Genomic DNA, 17,868 nt, shown 5'->3' on the forward strand with positions numbered 1-17,868 from the left:
GCAAATATCCATCGCCCATCTCTCGCGAATCAATCGTGCGAGAGAGAATCACCTTAGGTAGGCCTCGAATACCTAAATGTGTGAACACAACAGCCGCAAGGGGGGAGGGGATCGGTCGGCGTCGCGGCTTAGAATGAGAATAGCCGGCTAATTCCATTGCTTCTACCCGTCATGGCTCGACCGTCCCCTACGGATTGACCGCCATCGCCTGCCGGCCCTCGCCGGCGTCGTCCGGCGCGCCCTGCGGCGGCCGCATCCGTCCGACGGCGAGGAACACGCAGGCGGCGGCGAGGCCCGCCGCGCCGAAGACGATGCCGGCGAGCTCGTAGGAGTGCCAGCGGTCATAGGCCAGGCCCAGGGCCATCGGGCCGACCAGGCCGCCGAGGTTGAAGACGCCGAAGCACAGGCCGAACACCTTGCCATAGGCCTGCTGGCCGTAGCGCCGGCGCAGGACATAGGCCATCACGTCGCCCTCGCCGCCGAGCGCCACGCCGAGCAGCATGGCGGCGAGGTAGGGCGAGCCCTGCAGCGAGGAGACGGTGAGCAGCACGCAGCCGCAGGCCGCCGAGGCGAAGAACAGGAAGCCGAGGACATAGGCGGACATGCGGTCGAGCAGCACGCCGCCGACGGCGCGGCCGACGATCACCAGGATGCCCATGGCGGAGAGCGCCGCTGCCGTCTCGGCCGGGCCCATGCCGCGGTCCCCGAGGATCGGGCCGAGCTGCGAGGTGGTGCCCCAGTAGATCGCGCCGATCACGGTGAAGGCGCCCACCAGGAGCCAGTAGTCGGCGGCGCGCACCACCGCGGCGAAGGCGAGGCCGCCGACCTCGGGCTCCTGCGCCGCCGGCAGGCTCTCCCGGTCGCGGATCAGCAGCAGCGCGTTGGCGATGCCGACCACGGCGACGAGCGCGGCGAGAGCCGGAAAGCCGCCGCGCCAGCCGAAGGCGGCCTCCGCGGCGCGGGCGGCCATCGGCATCAGCGTGCCGCCGAAGCCGATGCCGAGCGAGGCGATGGAGAGGCTGAGGCCGAGATTGCGGTCGAACCATTTGGGCAGGAGCGACAGCACGCTCGGCGGGTTGGAGAAGCTGCCGAGCGCGCCCATGGCGAAGGCCAGGGCGACATAGGCGGGGAAGGAGGCGACGGCGCCGAAGGCGGCCAGCGCCACCGGCAGGCCGATCGCCGCGACCAGGATCACCGGGCGGTTGCCGATGCGGTCGAGCAGGGCGCCCGCCACGGTCGAGACCAGCGCGACGGCGAGCTGGGCCACGGAGAAGCCGGCCGACATCTCGGCCCGGCTCCAGCCGAGCTCGGCCGCCATGGCCTTGGAGAACACGCCGAGCGTGAAGAGGTAGATCGGCGCGAAGGAGACCGTCAGCGCGACCAGGCAGCCGGCCAGGACCGTCCATTTGTTGGGCATCGCTCCCTCCCCGGAGACATGCATTCGGGTCGCCCGGCGTCGCTCTCAAGCCTCGAGGCGGATGGCGGAGGCGCCGGCGAGGTCCACGGCGCGGACGCGGTTGCGCAGCGCGCCCAGGCCCTCGCCGGTCACGACGACCTCGTCGCCGTCTTTCAGGAAAAGCGGGGGCTGGCGCGACTGGCCGACCCCGCTCGGCGTGCCGGTGAGCAGCACGTCGCCCGGCCTGACCGTCATGCCGAAGGAGAGCTCGGCGACGAGATCGGGGATGGCAAAGGCCATCTGCCGCGTGCTGGCGCGCTGCAGGACCTGGCCGTTGACGGCGCATTCGAGCTGCAGGTCCGACGGGTCGATCTCGTCGGCCGTCACCAGCATCGGCCCGAGCGGCGTCGTGGCGTCGATGCTCTTGCCCTTCATCCATTGGCCGCCGTGCCGGCGCTGCAGGTCGCGCTGCGACACGTCGTTGGCGAGGCAATAGCCGAAGACGTGGTCGAGCGCCTGCGTGGCCGGGATCGAGCGGCCCGCCCGCCCGAAGACGAGCGCCAGCTCGGCCTCGTAGTCCCAGGTCGGCGAGATGGCGGGATCGACGGCGATGTCGTCGTGCGGGCCGATCACCGCGTCGGGCCCCTTGGTGAAGAAGGTCGGCGCCTTCGGCCGCTCCTGCGCCGGCCGGGCGGCGCGGCCCTCCTCGAAATGGTCCCAGTAGTTCCAGCCGGTGCACAGCACGTCGCGGCGAAAGCGTGTGATCGGCGGGGCGAGCGCGGCACCGGCCAGCGGCACGCGGCGGCTCGACCGCTCGCGCACCAGCGCGCCGACCGCCTCGCGCGCCGCCACGCCGCCTTCGATGACGGCGACGAGATCGGCAAAGAGCGGCGAGAGCAGCACGATCTCGTCGGCGTCGACGACGCCGGGCACGATACCCTCGGGCAGGCGGAGGCTGACATATCTCATGGCGTGGCTTCCTGCTGATGGGCCGGCGCGCCGAAGACGGCGGCGAGAAGGTCGCGGCAGAGGCTCTCCAGGCCGTCGCTGTCGGATGCGAGGCCGAAGACGTACTTGTCGGGCCGCACCAGCGCCGCCCTGGCCGAGCGCTGCGCCAGCCAGTCCCGCAGCAGCTCGCCCTCCTCGGCGATCTCGCCCAGGGCGGGCGGCACGCCCGCCTCGCCGAGATGCAGGTGCACGGCGCCGAGCCGCTCCATGACGGCTGCTGCCGCGGCGCCGCGGCGGGTCTCGCCGGCGGTGAGGATGAGGAAACGCTCGGGCGCGAGATCGTCCAGCAGGGCCCGGCCGCCGGCATGCTCGCGCACCACCGGCTGCGGGAACAGGCTGCCCGCCGCCGGCGCCGGCCGGCCGTCGGGGCCGCGGGCGATCAGGCCGGCCTCGAGGTCGGGGATCAGCTTCTGGCGCACCGTCACGGCGGTGCCGGCATCGAGCGCGTCGCCGAGCCTGGCGTCGCGGCGCCGGGCCGCCTCGACGTCGAGCTCGCCGATGATCTCGCCGATCTCCTTGGTCGTCGCCACCAGGTGACGGATATGCGGCTTGCGCTCGGCCTCGTAGCTGTCGAGGATCGCCGCCGGCAGGGCGCCGGCGATGACCTCGCTCAGCTTCCAGCCGAGATTGGCGACGTCGCGGATGCCCGAGCACAGGCCCTGGGCCAGGAAGGGCGGCATCTGGTGGGCGGCGTCACCGGCCAGGAAGATGCGGCCGCGGCGCCAGTGCCGCGCCACCAGGGCGTGGAAGCGATAGGTGGCGACGCGCCAGAGCTCGATCGCCTCGGGATCGACGAAGGGCGCCAGCCTGGCGCACAGCCTGTCCGCGTCGGCGTGGTCCTCCGGCGTCTCGCCCGGCATCAGCTTCAGCTCCCAGCGGCGCAGCGCGCCGGGGCCGACGACATAGGTGGTCGGCCCCGAGGGCCAGCAGAACTGGGTGGTGCGGCGGGGCAGCGGCGTCGGGCGCTGCAGCCAGGCGTCGACCACCGTCCACCATTCGTCGAAGTCGAGGCTGTCCTGGGCGATGCCGAGCTGCTTGCGCACCGGGCTGGCGGCGCCGTCGCAGGCGACGAGGTAGCGGCCCGAAACCGTCTCCTCCGCGCCGCCGTCCACCGGCCGGAGCGCGAGGCGCACGCCATCCTCGTCCTGCTCGACCGCGAGGGCCCGCGTGCTCAGCCGGACGGTGACGCAGGGGTAGCGCTCGGCGCCGGCGCGCAGGATCGGCTCGAATTCCGGCTGCACGAACATCAGGTTCGGCGCCCAGTGCAGGGGATAGGGCGGCGAGAGCGGGGCGAACACCTTGATCAGCCGGCCGTCGAGCCCGATGAAATCCGTGCCGGGATGGAGGATCGTCGTCGGCTCGACCCTGTCCGCCAGCCCGACCGACTGCAGCGCCCGCATCACCTCGTGGTCGATGTTGATGGCGCGCGGCTTGTCGTAGATGCCGGCCATCTGCTCGACCACCAGCACGCGGAGGCCGTCATGCCCGAGCCGGTTGGCGAGCACGGCGCCGACCGGGCCGTAGCCGACGATGATGACGTCGTAGAAGGGGGTGCTCACGGAATGCCTCGTCTGCGGCGCCGGCTCAGGGCTCGAACTGCAGGACCGCCTTGATCGCCCGGCCGGCCTCGCAGTCGGCGATGGCGTCGTTGATGCGGGCGAAGGGGTAGCGGGTGATGATCCGGCCGATCGGGAAGCGCCCGTCGGCGATGGCCGCGGCCATGGCGGGGATGAAGTCCGGCGGATCGCTGTCGCCCAGGATGATGCCGCGGAAGCCGCGGCCGCCGGTCATCATGTGCTCGACGTCGAGCGTCACCTCGGTGCCCGGCGGGATGCCGCCGACGAAGCCGCAGACGCCGCGGCGCGCCAGCACGTCCGTGGCCTGGCGCAGCACGCCCATGTCGGCCGTGGTCTCGAAGCTGAAGTCGACGCCGCGGCCGGTGACGGCGCGCACCGCCGGCACCACGGCTTCGCGCAGCGGATTGATCGCGTGGGTGGCGCCGAGCTCCAGGGCGAGCGCGAGCCGCGCCTCGTTGCGATCGATGGCGACGATCTCCCCGGCCCCGGCCATGCGCGCCGCCATCAGGGCGCAGAGGCCGACCGAGCCGGTGCCGAAGATGGCGACGGACTGGCCGGGTCCGACCCGGAGCACATTGAGGATGCCGCCGGCGCCGGTCTGCACCGCGCAGCCGAGCGGGCAGACGAGGTCGAGCGGCACGCCCGCCGGCACCTTGACCACGTGGCGCTCGGCGCAGACCGTCCGCGTGGCGAAGGAGGACTGGGCCTGGAAGACGCTGATCGGCCGGCCGTTCTGCGACAGCGGCGTGGTGCCGTCCGCCCGCGTGCCGTGGAAATTGTGGTCGTCGAAGCGGTCGCAATAGCTCGGCCGGCGGGCACGGCAGGCCGGGCAGGCGCCGCAGGAGCCGAAGCTCAGCACCACGGGATCGCCGGGCTCGACGCTCGTCACCGCCCGGCCGATGCGCTCGACCACGCCGGCGCCCTCGTGGCCGAGCACGGCGGGGTGCGGGATCGGATAGATCTTGTGGTCCCGCATGGCGAGGTCGGTGTGGCAGATGCCCGACGCGACGAGCCGCACCAGCACCTCGTCGTCGCGCGGCTCGGCGAGCTCGATCGTCTCGATCGACATCGGCGCGGCGACGGCACGGGACACGGCGGCGGTGATGTGCATGCGACCTGCTCCGGCAGCCCCGGGCGCGCCATGCCGCCCGCCGACCATCCCTTTCGTGTACAGATCGATCATTACGCTTGCAATATAAAATGATCGATCATTATTCTGTGGATGCCCGCCGCCGGCGCGCGCCAAGGGGAAGACGAGCATGGATCTGGGACTGCAGGGACGCACGGCCATGGTCTGCGGCTCGAGCCGGGGCCTCGGCCGGGCCTGCGCGGCGGCCCTGGCGGCCGAGGGCGTCGACGTGCTCGTCACCGGCCGCACGCCGGCCGACGTCGAGCGCACGGTGGCCGAGATCAACGCCCGCGGCGGCGGCCGGGCGAGCGGCCTTGCCTGCGACGTCACCACGGCCGAGGGCCGCGCGGCGCTGCTGCGAGCCCTGCCCGCGGCCGACATCCTCGTCAACAACAGCGCCGGGCCCGCCCCCCGCGCCTTCCTCGACACCGAGGAGGCGGACTGGCCGGCCGCGGCCGAGCGCAACATGACCGCGCCGCTCCTCCTCACCAAGGCGCTGCTGCCGGGCATGATCGCCCGCCGCTTCGGGCGCATCGTCAACATCACCTCGGCCATGGTGACGACGCCGCGCGCCCTCATGAGCCTGTCGGCGGCGCCGCGCGCCGGCCTGACCGCGGCGATGAAGGCGATCTCGCTCGACGTCGCCCGCCACAACGTGACGATCAACAATCTCCTGCCCGAGCGTATCGACACCGACCGCCAGATCTTCATGGCCGAGGCGGCGGCCCGGCGCGAGGCCATCTCCTTCGAGGAAGCGCGCGCCCGGCAGGTGGAGAGCATCGCCGCCCGCCGCCTCGGGCGCCCGGAGGAGTTCGGCGCCGCCTGCGCCTTCCTGTGCAGCGCGCTGGCCGGCTTCATCTCCGGGCAGAATCTTCACCTCGACGGCGGATCCTATCCCGCCCTCGTCTGACGCGAGCCTCCGCCATGCCCCTGCCGTCGCCGGTCCTCGACCCGCCCTTCACCATCACCCGCGCCAGCCATGTCGTGCTCGACGTGGCCGACCTCACGGCGAGCCGCCGCTTCTACGAGGAGGTGCTCGGCCTCGTCGTCACCCTGGCGGAGGCCGACACGCTCTACCTGCGCGGCGTCGAGGAGGCCTGCCACCACAGCCTGGTGCTGCGGCGCCGCGGCGGCCCGGCCCGCTGCGCCCGCATCGGCCTCCGGGTGCTGACGGAAGGCGACCTCGACAAGGCGCAGGCCTTCTTCGCCGGGCGCGGCTGCCCGGCGGCGCGGGCGGAGGTGGCGCACCAGGGCCCGACGCTGCACGCGACCGACCCGTTCGGCATCCGGCTGGAGCTCTGCGCCCGCATGCCGACCGAGCCGCGCCAGATCACCCGCTTCCACCGCCATCGCGGCGGCTCGGCCCTGCGCATCGACCATGTGCAGCTCCTGACGCCGCACCTCGAGGCCGCGCTCGGCTTCTACACCGAGCTCGGCTTCTGGCTGACCGAATATGTCGGCGGGAGCGCCGAGGACATCCGCGCCGTGTTCCTGCAGCGCAAGGGCAACCCGCACGACCTGGTCTTCTTCAACGGCGACGGCCCGCGCCTGCACCACGTCGCCTTCATGGTGCCGGAGACGCAGCACCTGCTGCGGGCCTGCGACATCGCCGGCGAGCTCGGCTACGGCCGCAACGTCGAGCGCGGCCCCGGCCGGCACGGGCCCGGCCACGCGCTGTTCGTCTATTTCCGCGACCCCGACGGCCACCGGGTCGAGCTGTTCAACACCCATTACCAGGTGATGGACCTGGAGAACGAGCCGGTGCGCTGGGACCCGCACGACCCCGCCGTCGCCTTCCCCTGGGGCTTCCCCGCCCGCAAGCGCTGGTTCGAGGAGGCGACGCCGTTCGAGGACACCGAGGTGCAGCCCGCGGCGGTCAGGCCCAACCCGATGACACTGGAGCGCTACCTGGCGGAGGGGAGCTGAGGGGGCTGGAGACGAAGCATCGTACGCGACGCCAGATAATCCCCTCCCCCTTGCGGGGAGGGGTAAGGGGTGGGGGTCCATCAGAATAGGGCGCTGCGTGGGCCCCAAAGCACCCTTGGCGAGCCGGTCCGCTTCGTTCTGCACGACCCCCACCCTTTATCCCTCCCCGCAAGGGAGAGGGAAGACGCAGGTGTCGCGTCTCTATCGACTCCAGTCGTGTCTCGCCCGCCGATCTGCGCCATTGATCACGGAGCCTACACCAGCGGGCTCCGGCGCCGGTGCGCCTCCTCAGCGGCCTTCAGGTGCGCCTGCGTGAACGCCTTGGCGTGAGAGGCGAGGTCGCGGCCGTCCTCCCAGAGGTTGCGCCAGATGCCGAGGATGCCTTCGAGCGGCTGGCCGACCACGACGGAGGAGAAGGATTCGAAGGTGATCGGCCCCTGGTAGTTCGCCTTCACCAGCGCGCGGAACACCCGGCCGAAATCGATCGAGCCGGAGCCGAGATAGCCGCGGTTGGAATCGCCGGTGTGGAAATAGCCGAGATGCTCGCCGGTGCCGATGATGGCCGCCTCGATGTCCGCCTCCTCGATGTTCATGTGGTAGCAGTCGAGATGCACCTTCACGTTGGGCGCGCCGATGCGCCTGACCATCTCGACCGCCTGGGAGGCGGTGTTGAGCACGTTGGATTCGTAGCGGTTGACCACTTCGAGCCCGAGGGTGATGCCGCTCGCCGCCGCGGTCTCGGCCACCTTCTGCAGCACCTCCACCGAACGGGCGACGCCGTCCTTCGTCGGCGGCAGGCTGTATTTCTGGAAGGCGGAATAGAGGATGCCGCAGACATGCGAGGCGTTGAGGTCGCGCGCGACCGCCAGCGCCTCCTTCAGCCGCGCCTCGCCCTTGCGCGCCTTGTCCGCGTCACCGCTGGAAATGTCGGTCGCGGCGTCGAGGCCGAGCGAGAAGGTGATGGCGATGCCGTTCTTCTCCAGCTCGCGGCGGGTGAAGTCGACGTCGATCGAGCCGGGATCGAGCGCCGGCGCCTCGATGATGTCGAAGCCGAGCTCGGCCGACTGGCCGATGGCCCGGGCGCATTCCTCATGGCTCCATCCCGCGGCCCAGACGAGCGCGTGCACACCCAGCTTGTTCATGTCCTGCTCCGTTTCCTGCCCTGGGCCGGATCTTCCGACGCGCCGCTCGCGGCGCCCGGCGTTCCCGCCGATTCTGCGGCGTCTTCACGCCTGGCCGGGAGCCGTCCGCCCCGCCGCCCGCGCTCGCCGTTCCGCCATGATTGACAGAGATCGGCCGGAAGTCTAGCGTTTCATAAAACGTTTTATGGGAGGACGTCCGGCACAAGACCGGGCGCCCATTCGCGGGAGCCGTCAGGGGTGAAACCCGTCTCCATCCGCACCGTTGCCGAGCGCGCCGGCGTGTCCGTGGCGACGGTCTCCAACGTGCTCAACGGCAAGCCGACGGTCGCCGCGGCGTTGGCCGAGCGCGTGCGGGCGGTGGTCGCCGAGCTCGGCTACGTCGCCGACAGCAGCGCCTCGCGCCTGCGCTCGGGCAAGCAGGCGCTGGCCGGCCTGGTGGTGCCGGACCTCGCCAACCCGATGTTCGGCGCCTTCGTCTCGATCATCGAGCACCTCGCGCGCGAGGACGGCTTCGACCTGATCGTGGTCAGCTCCAACGACGATCCGGGCGAGGAGGCGGCGCGCCTCGACGCCATCCAGGCCTGGCGCCCGGCCGGCCTGATCGTCATTCCCTGCGACGGCGGCCTCACCGCACGCCGGCCACGCCAGGCGCATTTCCCGATCGTGGTGGCCGACCGCATCCCCGACGACGGCGCCTACGACCTCATCGCCGTGAACAATGCCGAATCGGCGGCCCTCGTCACCCGCCACATCGCGGCGCAGGGCGCGGCGAGCTGCCTCGTCGCCGGCAGCACGCTGCGCATCACCAACATCCGCGAACGCTGGGACGGCGTGCGCCTGGCGGCGGGCGCCATGGCGGTCAGCCTGATCGAGTCGGGCCTGAGGGCCGACACCATCCGGCCGCGGCTCCGCGCCCGCCTCGCCGCGGGCCCACGGCCTGACGCGCTGCTCACCCTCGACCACGGCACCACGCTGGTCGCCTACCAGGTGCTCGGCGAGCTCGGCCTCGCCATCCCCCGCGACCTCCTCTTCGCCAGCTTCGACGAGACCGAGTGGATGCGTCTCGTCACGCCCGCCGTCACCGCCGTCCGCCAGCCGGTGGAGGCCATGGCCGAGGCGGCCTGGCGGCGCCTGATGCAGCGCATGAAGGGCGACGCCTCGCCCCCGGACACGCTCCGGCTGACATGCGCGATCGAGATCCGCGGCTCGACGCTGCGGACACCGGGCCGATCCGCCGGAGCGGACGGCCCGGCCGTGCCGGCTGCCACGCGCAGCCCCGGCACGGCCGCCTGACAACGAGAAACCAACGAGGAGGAAGACACGATGATCATCACCCGACGCAAAGCGCTGATGCTCGGCGCAGGCGCCGCCGCGACCACGCTCGCCGCTCCCGCCGTCTGGGCGCAGGCCAAGAAGCCGCAGATCGGCATCGTCGTGAAGATCGGGGGCATCCCCTGGTTCAACGCCATGGAGGTCGGCATCAAGAAGGCGGCGCCGCAGTTCAACGCCGATGCCTGGATGATCGGCCCGACCCAGGCCGACGCCGCCCAGCAGGTCAGCGCCATCGAGGACCTGATCGCCCGCAAGGTCGACGTCATCGGCATCGTCCCCAACGACGCCGCCGCGCTGGAGCCGGTCTGCAAGCGCGCCCGCGCCGCCGGCATCAAGGTGCTGACGCACGAGAGCCCCGACCAGAAGGAGAACGACTGGGACTTCGAGCTGACGACGATCAAGGCCTATGGCGAGAAGCACATGGACCTCCTGGCCCAGCAGATGGGCGAGAAGGGCAAGTACATCGTCTATGTCGGCTCGCTCACCGTGCCGCTGCACAACAAGTGGGCCGATGCGGCGATCGCCTACCAGAAGGAGAAGTACCCGCACATGGAGATGCTGGGCGACCGCTTCGGCGTCGCCGAGAGCCTGGACGACAGCTACAAGACCGCGCTCGACCAGCTGCGCGCCCATCCCGACCTCACCGGCATCCTCACCTTCGGCTCGCAGGGCCCGATCGGCGCCTCCAAGGCGCTCGACGATCGCGGCAAGGCCAAGACCGTGGCGCTGGTCGGCGGCTTCTCCCCCGGCCAGGGCGAGAAATACGTCAAGGCCGGCATCATCCGCGGCGGCTTCATCTGGAACCCGATGACCGCCGGCGAGATCTTCGTCCAGGTCGCGACGCTGCTCGCCGCCGGCAAGCCGCTCACCGACAACATGGAGCTGACCGAGGTCGGGCCGGTGCGCATCAACCAGGAGAAGCGCCTGATCCAGGCGCAGAAGCTGGAGGCGCTCGACAAGGAGAACATCGACCGGCTCGTGGCCCTGGGCCTGTGAGGGCGGCATGACCGCGGCCGCGCCCTTCCTGCAACTCACCGGCCTTTCCAAGCGGTTCGGCGGCGTCCAGGCGCTCGCCGACATCGACTGGGACGTCAGGGCCGGCGAGATCCATTGCCTGGTCGGCGAGAACGGCTGCGGCAAGTCGACCCTGATCAAGACGGTGGCGGGCGTGATCGCGCCCACCACCGGCACCGTCGCCATCGAGGGCGAGCCGGTCCTGCCCCTCACGCCGGCCAGGGCCAAGGCCCTCGGCATCCAGGTGATCTTCCAGGACCTGTCGCTGTTCCCCAATCTCGGCGTCGCCGAGAACATCGCCGTCGAGAGCCATCTCGCCGGCCTGCTCCGCCCGGCCCGCCTCGCCCGCATGCGCAGCCTCGCGCAGGCGACGCTGGCCCGGCTCGATTTCCACCTCGATCCCGATGCCCTGGTCTCCGAGCTCTCGGTGGCCGAGCGCCAGATCGTGGCGATCTGCCGCGGCCTCGCCGGGGAAGCGCGCCTCATCTTCATGGACGAGCCCACCGCCTCCCTCACCCGCGCCGAGGTCGACCGGCTGCTGGCCATCGTCGGCCGCCTCAAGGCCGACGGCATCGCCGTGGTGTTCGTCTCGCACCGGCTCGACGAGGTGGTCGAGATCGCCGAGCGCGTCACCGTGATGCGCGACGGGCGCAAGGTCGGCACCTTCCCCGCCGCCGAGGTCGACCAGCGCCGCATCGGCCATCTCATGACCGGCCTCGACATCCAGCACGCCGTCGTCGCCCGCGACCTCGCCGACGCCCCGCCGCTGCTCGCCGTCGACGGGCTCACCCGCGCCGGCGACTATGCCGATATCGGCTTCACCCTGCGCCGCGGCGAGGTGCTCGGCCTCACCGGCCTGCTCGGCTCCGGGCGCACGGAGCTGGCGCTCTCCCTGTTCGGCATGACCCGGCCCGACAGCGGCACCATCGCGCTCGAGGGCAGGCCGCTGCGCCTCACGTCAAACCGCGACGCGCTCAGGGCCGGCATCGCCTATGTCTCGGAGGACCGGCTCGGCCTCGGCGTCATCCTCAAGCAGTCGATCGAGGACAATATCATCCTGGCGGTGATGAGCCGGCTCAGCAACCGGCTCGGGCTGATGAGCCCGGCCCGGCGCCGGACGCTGGCGGCCGACTGGGTCAAGCGCCTGGCGATCAAGGTCGGCGGCCTCGACCGGCCGGTGCAGACCCTGTCGGGCGGCAACCAGCAGCGCGTCGTGCTGGCCAAGTGGCTGGCGGCGGCGCCCAGGGTGCTGATCCTCGACAGCCCGACGGTCGGCGTCGACATCAAGAACAAGCAGAGCATCTACGAGGTGGTGGCAGAGCTGGCGCGCCAGGGCGTCGGCATCCTGTTGATCTCCGACGAGGTGCCGGAGGTCTTCGCCACCTGCGACCGCGTGCTGCACATGCGGGCCGGGCGCATCGTCGAGGAGGCTGTGCCGGGCCGCATCGGCGAGCACGAGCTGGAGGAGCGGATCTATGCCTAGCGCGGACAAGCTGCTGCAGCGGCTGCGGCGCCGGCCGGAGAGCTGGCTCGTCGGGGTGATCCTGATCGTCGGCGCCTTCCTCAGCGCCGCGGCGCCGGGCTTCCTGACGACGGCCAACCTGGTCGACCTCCTGGAGAGCTATTCGGTGCAGGCCGTGCTGGCGCTCGGCCTGTTCGTGGTGCTGGTGTCGGGCGGCATCGACATCTCCTTCGCGGCGACCGCCTCGGTCGCCCAGTATCTCGCCGCGCTGATGGCGGCGCGGCTGCAGCTGCCCGGCTTCGCCTGCATCGGCGCCGGCCTGCTGGTCGGCACGGCGCTCGGCTGCCTCAACGCCACGCTGATCCATTTCGTGCGCATCACCTCGATCATCGCCTCGATCGCGATGATGAGCGTCACCTTCTCGCTGCTGATGTATTTCTCCGGCGGCAAGTCGATCTACAACCTGCCGGACTGGTGGACCGACCGGATCGTGTTCTGGCAGACGGAGGACGCGGCCGGCGACCTCACCCGCATCACCCTGCCTGTGGTGGTGATGGTGGTCGCCGCGATCCTGACCTGGCTGATGATGACGCGCAGCACGGTCGGCCGCCAGCTCTATGCGCTGGGCGGCAACCCGGAGGCGGCGCGGCGGGTCGGCGCCAACATCGCGGCGCTGCACTATGTCGCCTACGGCTTCCTCGGCTTCATGGCGGCGCTGGCCGGCCTGCTCCAGGCGCACCGGGTCGGCGAGAGCGTGCCGAGCGCCATGTACGGCACCGAGCTCGCCGTGCTCTCGGCCGCGGTGCTCGGCGGGGCGAGCCTGTCGGGCGGCATCGGCACGGTGCCGGGCGTGCTCTGCGGCATCGTGCTGCTCGCCATGCTGCAGAACGGCCTCAACCTGCTCGGCGTCTCCTCCTACTTCTTCCAGATCGTCATCGGCCTCACCATCCTGATCTCGACCTCCATCACCGTGCTCAGCACCCGCAGCCGCCGGCGCCGGCGCAATCCGGCCGGGGAGCCCGCCCATGGCTGACCTGTTCGAGGAGCGGGCCGGCCAGGCCGGCCTCACCGGCCTGATGGCGCGCCTGCGCGGCGGCGTGCCCGGCGGCTTTCCCGGCCTCACCGCGCTCTTGATCGGCCTGATCGCGCTGTTCTCCCTGTCGATCCCCGGCTTTGCCAGCGGCCGCACCGCGCAGGCCTTCATGTTCCAGGTGCCGCTGCTCGGCCTGCTCTCGCTCGCCATGGTGGTGCCGCTGATCACCGGCGGGCTCAATCTCGCGATCATCGCCACCACCAACCAGTGCGCGCTCCTGATGGCCTTCATCATGAACGCCCTGATCGGGCCGGAGACCGGCGGCGGCGCGGCGGTGCTGGCGATCCTGGCGGCGCTCGGCGCCGGCCTGGCGCTCGCCGCGGTGATCGGCCTCGTCACCGGCGCGCTGGTCGCCTATACCGGCGTGCATCCGATCCTGGTGACGCTCGGCACCAAGTCGCTGATCGACGGCATCAGCATCTATCTCACCCGCGGCACGCCGATATCAGGCATTCCCGGCCTCTATTCCGCGGCCGGCAATGCCACGCTGCTCGGCATGCCCATGACCTTCCTGGTGCTGGTTGTCATGACGCTGCTGGTCGGCCTGATCCTGCGGCGCACGCCCTTCGGCGTCGCCTGCGCCATGATCGGCTCCAACATCGAGGCGACACGCTTTTCGGCCATCGACACGAAGCGGGTGCTGGTCGGCGTCTACCTGATGTCGAGCCTCTTGTGCTTCGTCGCCGCCACGGTGATGCTGGCGATCTTCAACTCGGCCAGCGCCGAATATGCCCAGTCCTACCTGCTCGTCACCATCCTGGCCGCGGTGCTCGGCGGCGTCGATCCCTTCGGCGGCTTCGGCAAGGTTACCGGGCTGATGCTGGCGCTGACGATCCTGCAGGTGATCTCCTCCGGCTTCAACCAGTACGGCCTCAGCAACTATCTCACCCTCGCCTTCTGGGGGCTGACCCTGATCGGGGTGATGGCGGTGCAGACCATTCGGCCCTATCTCACGTGGCCGCGAAGGCCGGGCTGAGGCTGCGCATGCTGCTTGGAACGAGACGATGACAGGAATCGAGGCATGACGGCGGTTGCCGTGTTCGACGTCGGCAAGACCAACGTCAAGCTCACCATCGCCCGGCCCGACGGGGCGCTGGTCGAGACGATCTCGGCCGCCAATCCCGTGCTGGCCGGGCCGCCCTATGCGCATCACGATGTCGGCGCCCTGGAGGCCTGGCTGATCCAGGGCCTGCGCAGCCTCGGAGCGCGCCACGCCATCGAGGCCGTCGTCGCCACCGGCCACGGCTCCGGCGGCGTGCTGGTCGACGAGGACGGGCCGGTCCTGCCGATGGTCGACTACGAGCAGGCGCTGCCGCCCGAGATCGAAGCCGCCTATGCCGGGATGGCCGGCTCCTTCCGCGAGCGCGGCAGCGCCATCATGCTCGGCGCCTCGCATCTCGCCCGCCAGATGCTCTGGCTGGAGAGCCATTGGCCCGAGGCCTTCGCCCGGGCGCGGGCCTATCTCGCCGGCCCGCAATATTGGGCCTGGCGCCTCGGCGGCGTGATGGCGAGCGAGGTGACGAGCCTCGCCGCGCAGTCGCACCTGTGGTGCCCGGCCGAAGCGCGGCCCTCCGTCGTGGCCGAGCAGCGCGGCTGGCTCCGGCTGATGCCTGATCTGGCGCCGGCCTGGCGCTGCCTCGGCCGGCTCAAGCCGGAGCTCACGGCCGCGACCGGCCTCGACCCGGCGGTGCGCATCATCTGCGGCATCCACGACAGCAGCGCCAATTTCTACCGCTACCAGGCGGCCGGCCTCACCGACGTCACCGTGGTCTCCTCCGGCACCTGGATCGCGGCGATCAGCGACGGCGGCGCCGTGCCGGACGAGGAAGGCGGCGGCCGCTGCTGCAATGCCGACGTGCTCGGCCGGCCGCTGCCCGGCGTGCTCGCCATGGCCGGCCGCGAATTCGCCGCGGTCAAGGGACCGGGCACGGGCGGCGCCGATCCCGCCTGGCTGGAGCGCCTCGTCGCGACCGGCACCCTGGCGCTGCCGACCTTCGGCAGCGACGACGGCCTCTATCCCGGCACCGCGGGCCGCGGCGCGATCGAGGGACCGCTGAAGGACGAGGCCGCCGCCCGCGGCACGCTCGCCCTGCTCTATTGCGCGCTCATCGCCGATCGCTGCCTCGACGGCACCGCCAGCGCAACCGTTGTGCTCGACGGCAGTTTCGCCCGCGATCCGCTCTATGCCGCGCTGATCGCGGCGCTGCGCCCGGACCGGGCGGTGCGCGTCAATCTCGACCATTACGGCACCGCCACCGGCGCCGCCCTGCTCGCCGGCCACGAGGCTCGCAGCGGGCCGGCGCCGCTCGACCTCGCCACCACCCAGCCCCTCTCCCTGCCCGGCCTCGACGCCTACCGCGCCCGATGGCGGGACAGGGCCAACGCCAGAAGGAACCCCGACTGATGTCCGACGACCTCGAACTGCGCCGCCAGATGGTGGCGACCTGCCGCCGCATGAACGACAGCGGCATCAACCAGGGCACCGCCGGCAACCTCTCCGTGCGCAACGCCGCCGGCTTCCTGATCACGGCGACCTCGCTGCCCTACGACCAGATGGAGCCGGAGGACCTGGTGCAGATGTTCTTCGACGGCACCTATGAGGGGCGCCGCCGCCCCTCCTCGGAATGGCGCTTCCACCGCGACATCCTGCAGGCGCGCCAGGACATCAACGTCGTGCTGCACTGCCATTCCGTCTATGCGACGACGCTCGCCGTCCACCACAAGACCATCCCGAGCTTCCACTACATGACCGGCGTCGCCGGCGGCACCACCATCCGCTGCGCCAGCTATGCCACCTTCGGCACCCAGGCCCTGTCCGACGCCGCGCTGGAGGCGCTGCAGGACCGCCTCGCCTGCCTGCTCGGCCAGCACGGCCAGATCTCGCTCGGCAAGACCCTGCCCGCGGCGCTGGCGCTGGCCATCGAGGTGGAGACCTTGTCGCGCCTCTACGTCCAGGCCCTGACGCTGGGCGAGCCGCCGATCCTCTCCGACGAGGAGATGGCCCGCGTCATCCAGCAGATGAAGAACATGAGCTACGGCCAGGCGCCGGATCTCGATGGCGTCAACGACATCGCCCGGCCGCGGACGCCGGCGAGCTGATTCGGGGCAAGGCTCCGCAGGCGTTGGATCACCGGCGCCCAAACCAAGGCTCGGACAGAGCAGGACGAAGCGCGCGAAAGCCTTCTCCACCGAAGGTGGGGAAGGTGGCTCGACGAAGTCGAGCCGGATGGGGCGTGGCCCGCCAGATCGTGCCCTTCGACCGGTTTGCACGACCGTCGCGCCAGCCGAACTCTGGTCCAGACCTGCCCACCACACCCCATCCGCCCATGCTCCGCATGGGCACCTTCCCCGCTTCGCGGAGAAGGCTTTTCCGCGCCATGTCTTGATTCGCGGCCGCCCGTCCCTTGCGCGGCTCCCTGCGCATCGAAGCTCGTCCGACGACATGCGTTGCAAGGTCGCCCCCGATCGGGCAAAGGTCGGGCGGCGACATCTTTCGACGGCGGGTGCATGAACGTCCTTCTCATCGGCTCCGGCGGGCGCGAACATGCCCTGGCCTGGGCGATCACGGCCAGTCCGCTCTGCGACCGGCTCTATGCCGCCCCGGGCAACCCGGGCATGGAGGAATGCGCGGTCTGCGCGGATCTCGACGCCGCCGACCACGAGGCGGTGATCGCCTTCTGCCGGAAGCACGCCATCGACTTCGTGGTCGTCGGCCCGGAGGCGCCGCTGGTGGCGGGCCTGGTCGACGACCTCGCCGCGGCCGGCATCAAGGCCTTCGGCCCGAGCAAGGCGGCCGCCGCCCTGGAGGGCTCGAAGGGCTTCACCAAGGACCTCTGCCGCGAGTTCGGCATCCCGACCGCGGCCTATCAGCGCTTCTCCAACCCCGACTGGGCCAAGGCCTATGCCCGCGACCGCGGCATGCCGATCGTGGTCAAGGCCGACGGCCTCGCCGCCGGCAAGGGCGTGGTCGTGGCCGCGACCCTGACCGAGGCGGACGCGGCGATCGACATGATGCTCGGCGGCGGCCTCGGCAAGGCCGGCGCCGAAGTTGTGATCGAGGACTTCCTCGAAGGCGAGGAGGCGAGCTTCTTCGCCCTGTGCGACGGCAAGCACGCCCTGGCCCTCGCCTCGGCCCAGGACCACAAGCGCGTCTTCGACGGCGACAAGGGCCCGAACACCGGCGGCATGGGCGCCTATTCGCCGGCGCCGGTCATGACGCCGGCCCTGGAGGCGCAGGTGATGGAGACCATCATCCTGCCAACGGTCAAGGCGATGGAGATCCGCGGCACGCCGTTCAAGGGCGTGCTGTTCGCCGGCCTGATGATCACCCGGGAGGGGCCGAAGCTGATCGAGCACAATGTGCGCTTCGGCGACCCCGAGGCGCAGGTGCTGATGCCGCGCCTGCGCTCCGACCTGCTGCCGGCGCTGATCGCCTCGGCCGACGGCGTGCTGAAATCGGTGTCGCTGCGCTGGAAGGACGAGGCGGCGCTCTGCGTCGTGATGGCGACGCAGGGTTATCCCGGCGCGGTGGAGAAGGGCAGCGAGATCCGCGGCCTGGCGCAGGCCGCCTCGATGGAGAACGTGCTGGTCTTCCACGCCGCCACGCGGCGCGAGGGCGACCGCATCCTCGCCGATGGCGGGCGCGTCCTCGGCATCACCGCCACGGGCGCCGACGTCGCCGCGGCGCAGGCCCGGGCCTACGAGGCGGTGGCCGCCATCGACTGGCCCGAGGGCTTCTGCCGGCGCGACATCGGCTGGCGAGCCGTGGCCCGCAAGGCCTGAGCCGGCG

15 protein-coding genes are annotated in these 17,868 nt (G+C 71.3%); 10 read left to right on the forward strand and 5 right to left on the reverse strand.

The window, feature by feature from the left end:
* Nucleotides 1-187: 187 nt before the first annotated feature.
* Genes QO011_RS39680 through QO011_RS39695 form a run of 4 tightly spaced genes read right to left on the reverse strand, consistent with a single transcriptional unit; the run spans nucleotide 188 to nucleotide 5,092 of the window.
* On the reverse strand, nucleotides 188-1,417 hold the full coding sequence (locus QO011_RS39680; protein ID WP_307285394.1) for an MFS transporter: 1,230 nt from the start codon (nucleotides 1,415-1,417) through the stop codon (nucleotides 188-190).
* A 45-nt stretch (nucleotides 1,418-1,462) separates the two neighbouring features.
* Nucleotides 1,463-2,365 carry a fumarylacetoacetate hydrolase family protein gene (locus tag QO011_RS39685; RefSeq protein ID WP_307285397.1) on the reverse strand — a complete coding sequence of 301 codons (903 nt, stop codon included), beginning with the start codon at nucleotides 2,363-2,365 and terminating at the stop codon, nucleotides 1,463-1,465.
* Nucleotides 2,362-3,963 carry a bifunctional 3-(3-hydroxy-phenyl)propionate/3-hydroxycinnamic acid hydroxylase gene (locus QO011_RS39690; RefSeq protein ID WP_307285399.1) on the reverse strand — a complete coding sequence of 534 codons (1,602 nt, stop codon included), beginning with the start codon at nucleotides 3,961-3,963 and terminating at the stop codon, nucleotides 2,362-2,364. The genes QO011_RS39685 and QO011_RS39690 overlap by 4 nt, the downstream gene beginning before the upstream one ends.
* Nucleotides 3,964-3,988: 25 nt before the next feature.
* On the reverse strand, nucleotides 3,989-5,092 hold the full coding sequence (locus tag QO011_RS39695) for an NAD(P)-dependent alcohol dehydrogenase (protein WP_307285401.1): 1,104 nt from the start codon (nucleotides 5,090-5,092) through the stop codon (nucleotides 3,989-3,991).
* Nucleotides 5,093-5,240: 148 nt separating this feature from the next.
* Between QO011_RS39695 and QO011_RS39700 the strand changes: the two genes are divergently transcribed.
* Nucleotides 5,241-6,020 carry an SDR family oxidoreductase gene (locus QO011_RS39700; protein WP_307285403.1) on the forward strand — a complete coding sequence of 260 codons (780 nt, stop codon included), beginning with the start codon at nucleotides 5,241-5,243 and terminating at the stop codon, nucleotides 6,018-6,020.
* Nucleotides 6,021-6,034: 14 nt separating this feature from the next.
* The gene (locus tag QO011_RS39705; protein WP_307285407.1) at nucleotides 6,035-7,036 is read left to right on the forward strand and encodes a VOC family protein; all 1,002 of its coding nucleotides are present in this window, start codon (nucleotides 6,035-6,037) and stop codon (nucleotides 7,034-7,036) included.
* A gap of 254 nt (nucleotides 7,037-7,290) precedes the next feature.
* Here QO011_RS39705 and QO011_RS39710 read toward each other — a convergent pair whose 3' ends face one another.
* Entirely contained in the window at nucleotides 7,291-8,178 is an 888-nt protein-coding gene (locus tag QO011_RS39710) for a sugar phosphate isomerase/epimerase family protein (protein ID WP_307285409.1), read from the reverse strand.
* A 237-nt stretch (nucleotides 8,179-8,415) separates the two neighbouring features.
* Here QO011_RS39710 and QO011_RS39715 point away from each other — a divergent pair, with 237 nt between their 5' ends.
* The 8 genes from QO011_RS39715 (at nucleotide 8,416) to purD (ending at nucleotide 17,861) form a co-directional block, all read left to right on the forward strand.
* On the forward strand, nucleotides 8,416-9,471 hold the full coding sequence (locus QO011_RS39715; protein WP_307285411.1) for a LacI family DNA-binding transcriptional regulator: 1,056 nt from the start codon (nucleotides 8,416-8,418) through the stop codon (nucleotides 9,469-9,471).
* A gap of 30 nt (nucleotides 9,472-9,501) precedes the next feature.
* Complete coding sequence (locus QO011_RS39720) at nucleotides 9,502-10,506, forward strand: substrate-binding domain-containing protein (RefSeq protein WP_307285414.1); 1,005 nt, start codon at nucleotides 9,502-9,504, stop codon at nucleotides 10,504-10,506.
* A gap of 7 nt (nucleotides 10,507-10,513) precedes the next feature.
* A complete protein-coding gene (locus QO011_RS39725) occupies nucleotides 10,514-12,007 on the forward strand; it encodes a sugar ABC transporter ATP-binding protein (protein ID WP_307285417.1) in 1,494 nt (497 codons plus the stop codon).
* Complete coding sequence (locus QO011_RS39730) at nucleotides 12,000-13,019, forward strand: ABC transporter permease (RefSeq protein ID WP_307285419.1); 1,020 nt, start codon at nucleotides 12,000-12,002, stop codon at nucleotides 13,017-13,019. Before QO011_RS39725 ends, QO011_RS39730 begins: the two co-directional genes overlap by 8 nt.
* The gene (locus tag QO011_RS39735) at nucleotides 13,012-14,055 is read left to right on the forward strand and encodes an ABC transporter permease (protein WP_307285423.1); all 1,044 of its coding nucleotides are present in this window, start codon (nucleotides 13,012-13,014) and stop codon (nucleotides 14,053-14,055) included. Before QO011_RS39730 ends, QO011_RS39735 begins: the two co-directional genes overlap by 8 nt.
* Nucleotides 14,056-14,100: 45 nt before the next feature.
* Nucleotides 14,101-15,483: an FGGY-family carbohydrate kinase gene (locus QO011_RS39740; RefSeq protein WP_307285425.1), complete on the forward strand. Its 1,383-nt coding sequence runs from the start codon at nucleotides 14,101-14,103 to the stop codon at nucleotides 15,481-15,483.
* Nucleotides 15,483-16,178, forward strand: a complete 696-nt coding sequence (locus QO011_RS39745) for a class II aldolase/adducin family protein (protein ID WP_307285428.1) — start codon at nucleotides 15,483-15,485, stop codon at nucleotides 16,176-16,178. Before QO011_RS39740 ends, QO011_RS39745 begins: the two co-directional genes overlap by 1 nt.
* 408 nt (nucleotides 16,179-16,586) lie before the next feature.
* On the forward strand, nucleotides 16,587-17,861 hold the full coding sequence (purD, locus tag QO011_RS39750; protein WP_307285432.1) for a phosphoribosylamine--glycine ligase: 1,275 nt from the start codon (nucleotides 16,587-16,589) through the stop codon (nucleotides 17,859-17,861).
* Nucleotides 17,862-17,868: the final 7 nt, after the last annotated feature.

The organism is Labrys wisconsinensis (assembly GCF_030814995.1).
Taxonomy (GTDB): domain Bacteria; phylum Pseudomonadota; class Alphaproteobacteria; order Rhizobiales; family Labraceae; genus Labrys; species Labrys wisconsinensis.

Bases quoted from the DNA above. Each gene is read 5' to 3' on its own strand.
- QO011_RS39720 (WP_307285414.1), top strand. From the start codon at position 9,502: ATGATCATCACCCGACGCAAAGCGCTGATGCTCGGCGCAGGCGCCGCC.
- QO011_RS39705 (WP_307285407.1), top strand. From the start codon at position 6,035: ATGCCCCTGCCGTCGCCGGTCCTCGACCCGCCCTTCACCATCACCCGC.
- QO011_RS39695 (WP_307285401.1), bottom strand. From the start codon at position 5,092: ATGCACATCACCGCCGCCGTGTCCCGTGCCGTCGCCGCGCCGATGTCG.
- QO011_RS39725 (WP_307285417.1), top strand. From the start codon at position 10,514: ATGACCGCGGCCGCGCCCTTCCTGCAACTCACCGGCCTTTCCAAGCGG.
- QO011_RS39740 (WP_307285425.1), top strand. From the start codon at position 14,101: ATGACGGCGGTTGCCGTGTTCGACGTCGGCAAGACCAACGTCAAGCTC.
- purD (WP_307285432.1), top strand. From the start codon at position 16,587: ATGAACGTCCTTCTCATCGGCTCCGGCGGGCGCGAACATGCCCTGGCC.
- QO011_RS39730 (WP_307285419.1), top strand. From the start codon at position 12,000: ATGCCTAGCGCGGACAAGCTGCTGCAGCGGCTGCGGCGCCGGCCGGAG.
- QO011_RS39745 (WP_307285428.1), top strand. From the start codon at position 15,483: ATGTCCGACGACCTCGAACTGCGCCGCCAGATGGTGGCGACCTGCCGC.
- QO011_RS39700 (WP_307285403.1), top strand. From the start codon at position 5,241: ATGGATCTGGGACTGCAGGGACGCACGGCCATGGTCTGCGGCTCGAGC.
- QO011_RS39710 (WP_307285409.1), bottom strand. From the start codon at position 8,178: ATGAACAAGCTGGGTGTGCACGCGCTCGTCTGGGCCGCGGGATGGAGC.
- QO011_RS39735 (WP_307285423.1), top strand. From the start codon at position 13,012: ATGGCTGACCTGTTCGAGGAGCGGGCCGGCCAGGCCGGCCTCACCGGC.
- QO011_RS39685 (WP_307285397.1), bottom strand. From the start codon at position 2,365: ATGAGATATGTCAGCCTCCGCCTGCCCGAGGGTATCGTGCCCGGCGTC.
- QO011_RS39680 (WP_307285394.1), bottom strand. From the start codon at position 1,417: ATGCCCAACAAATGGACGGTCCTGGCCGGCTGCCTGGTCGCGCTGACG.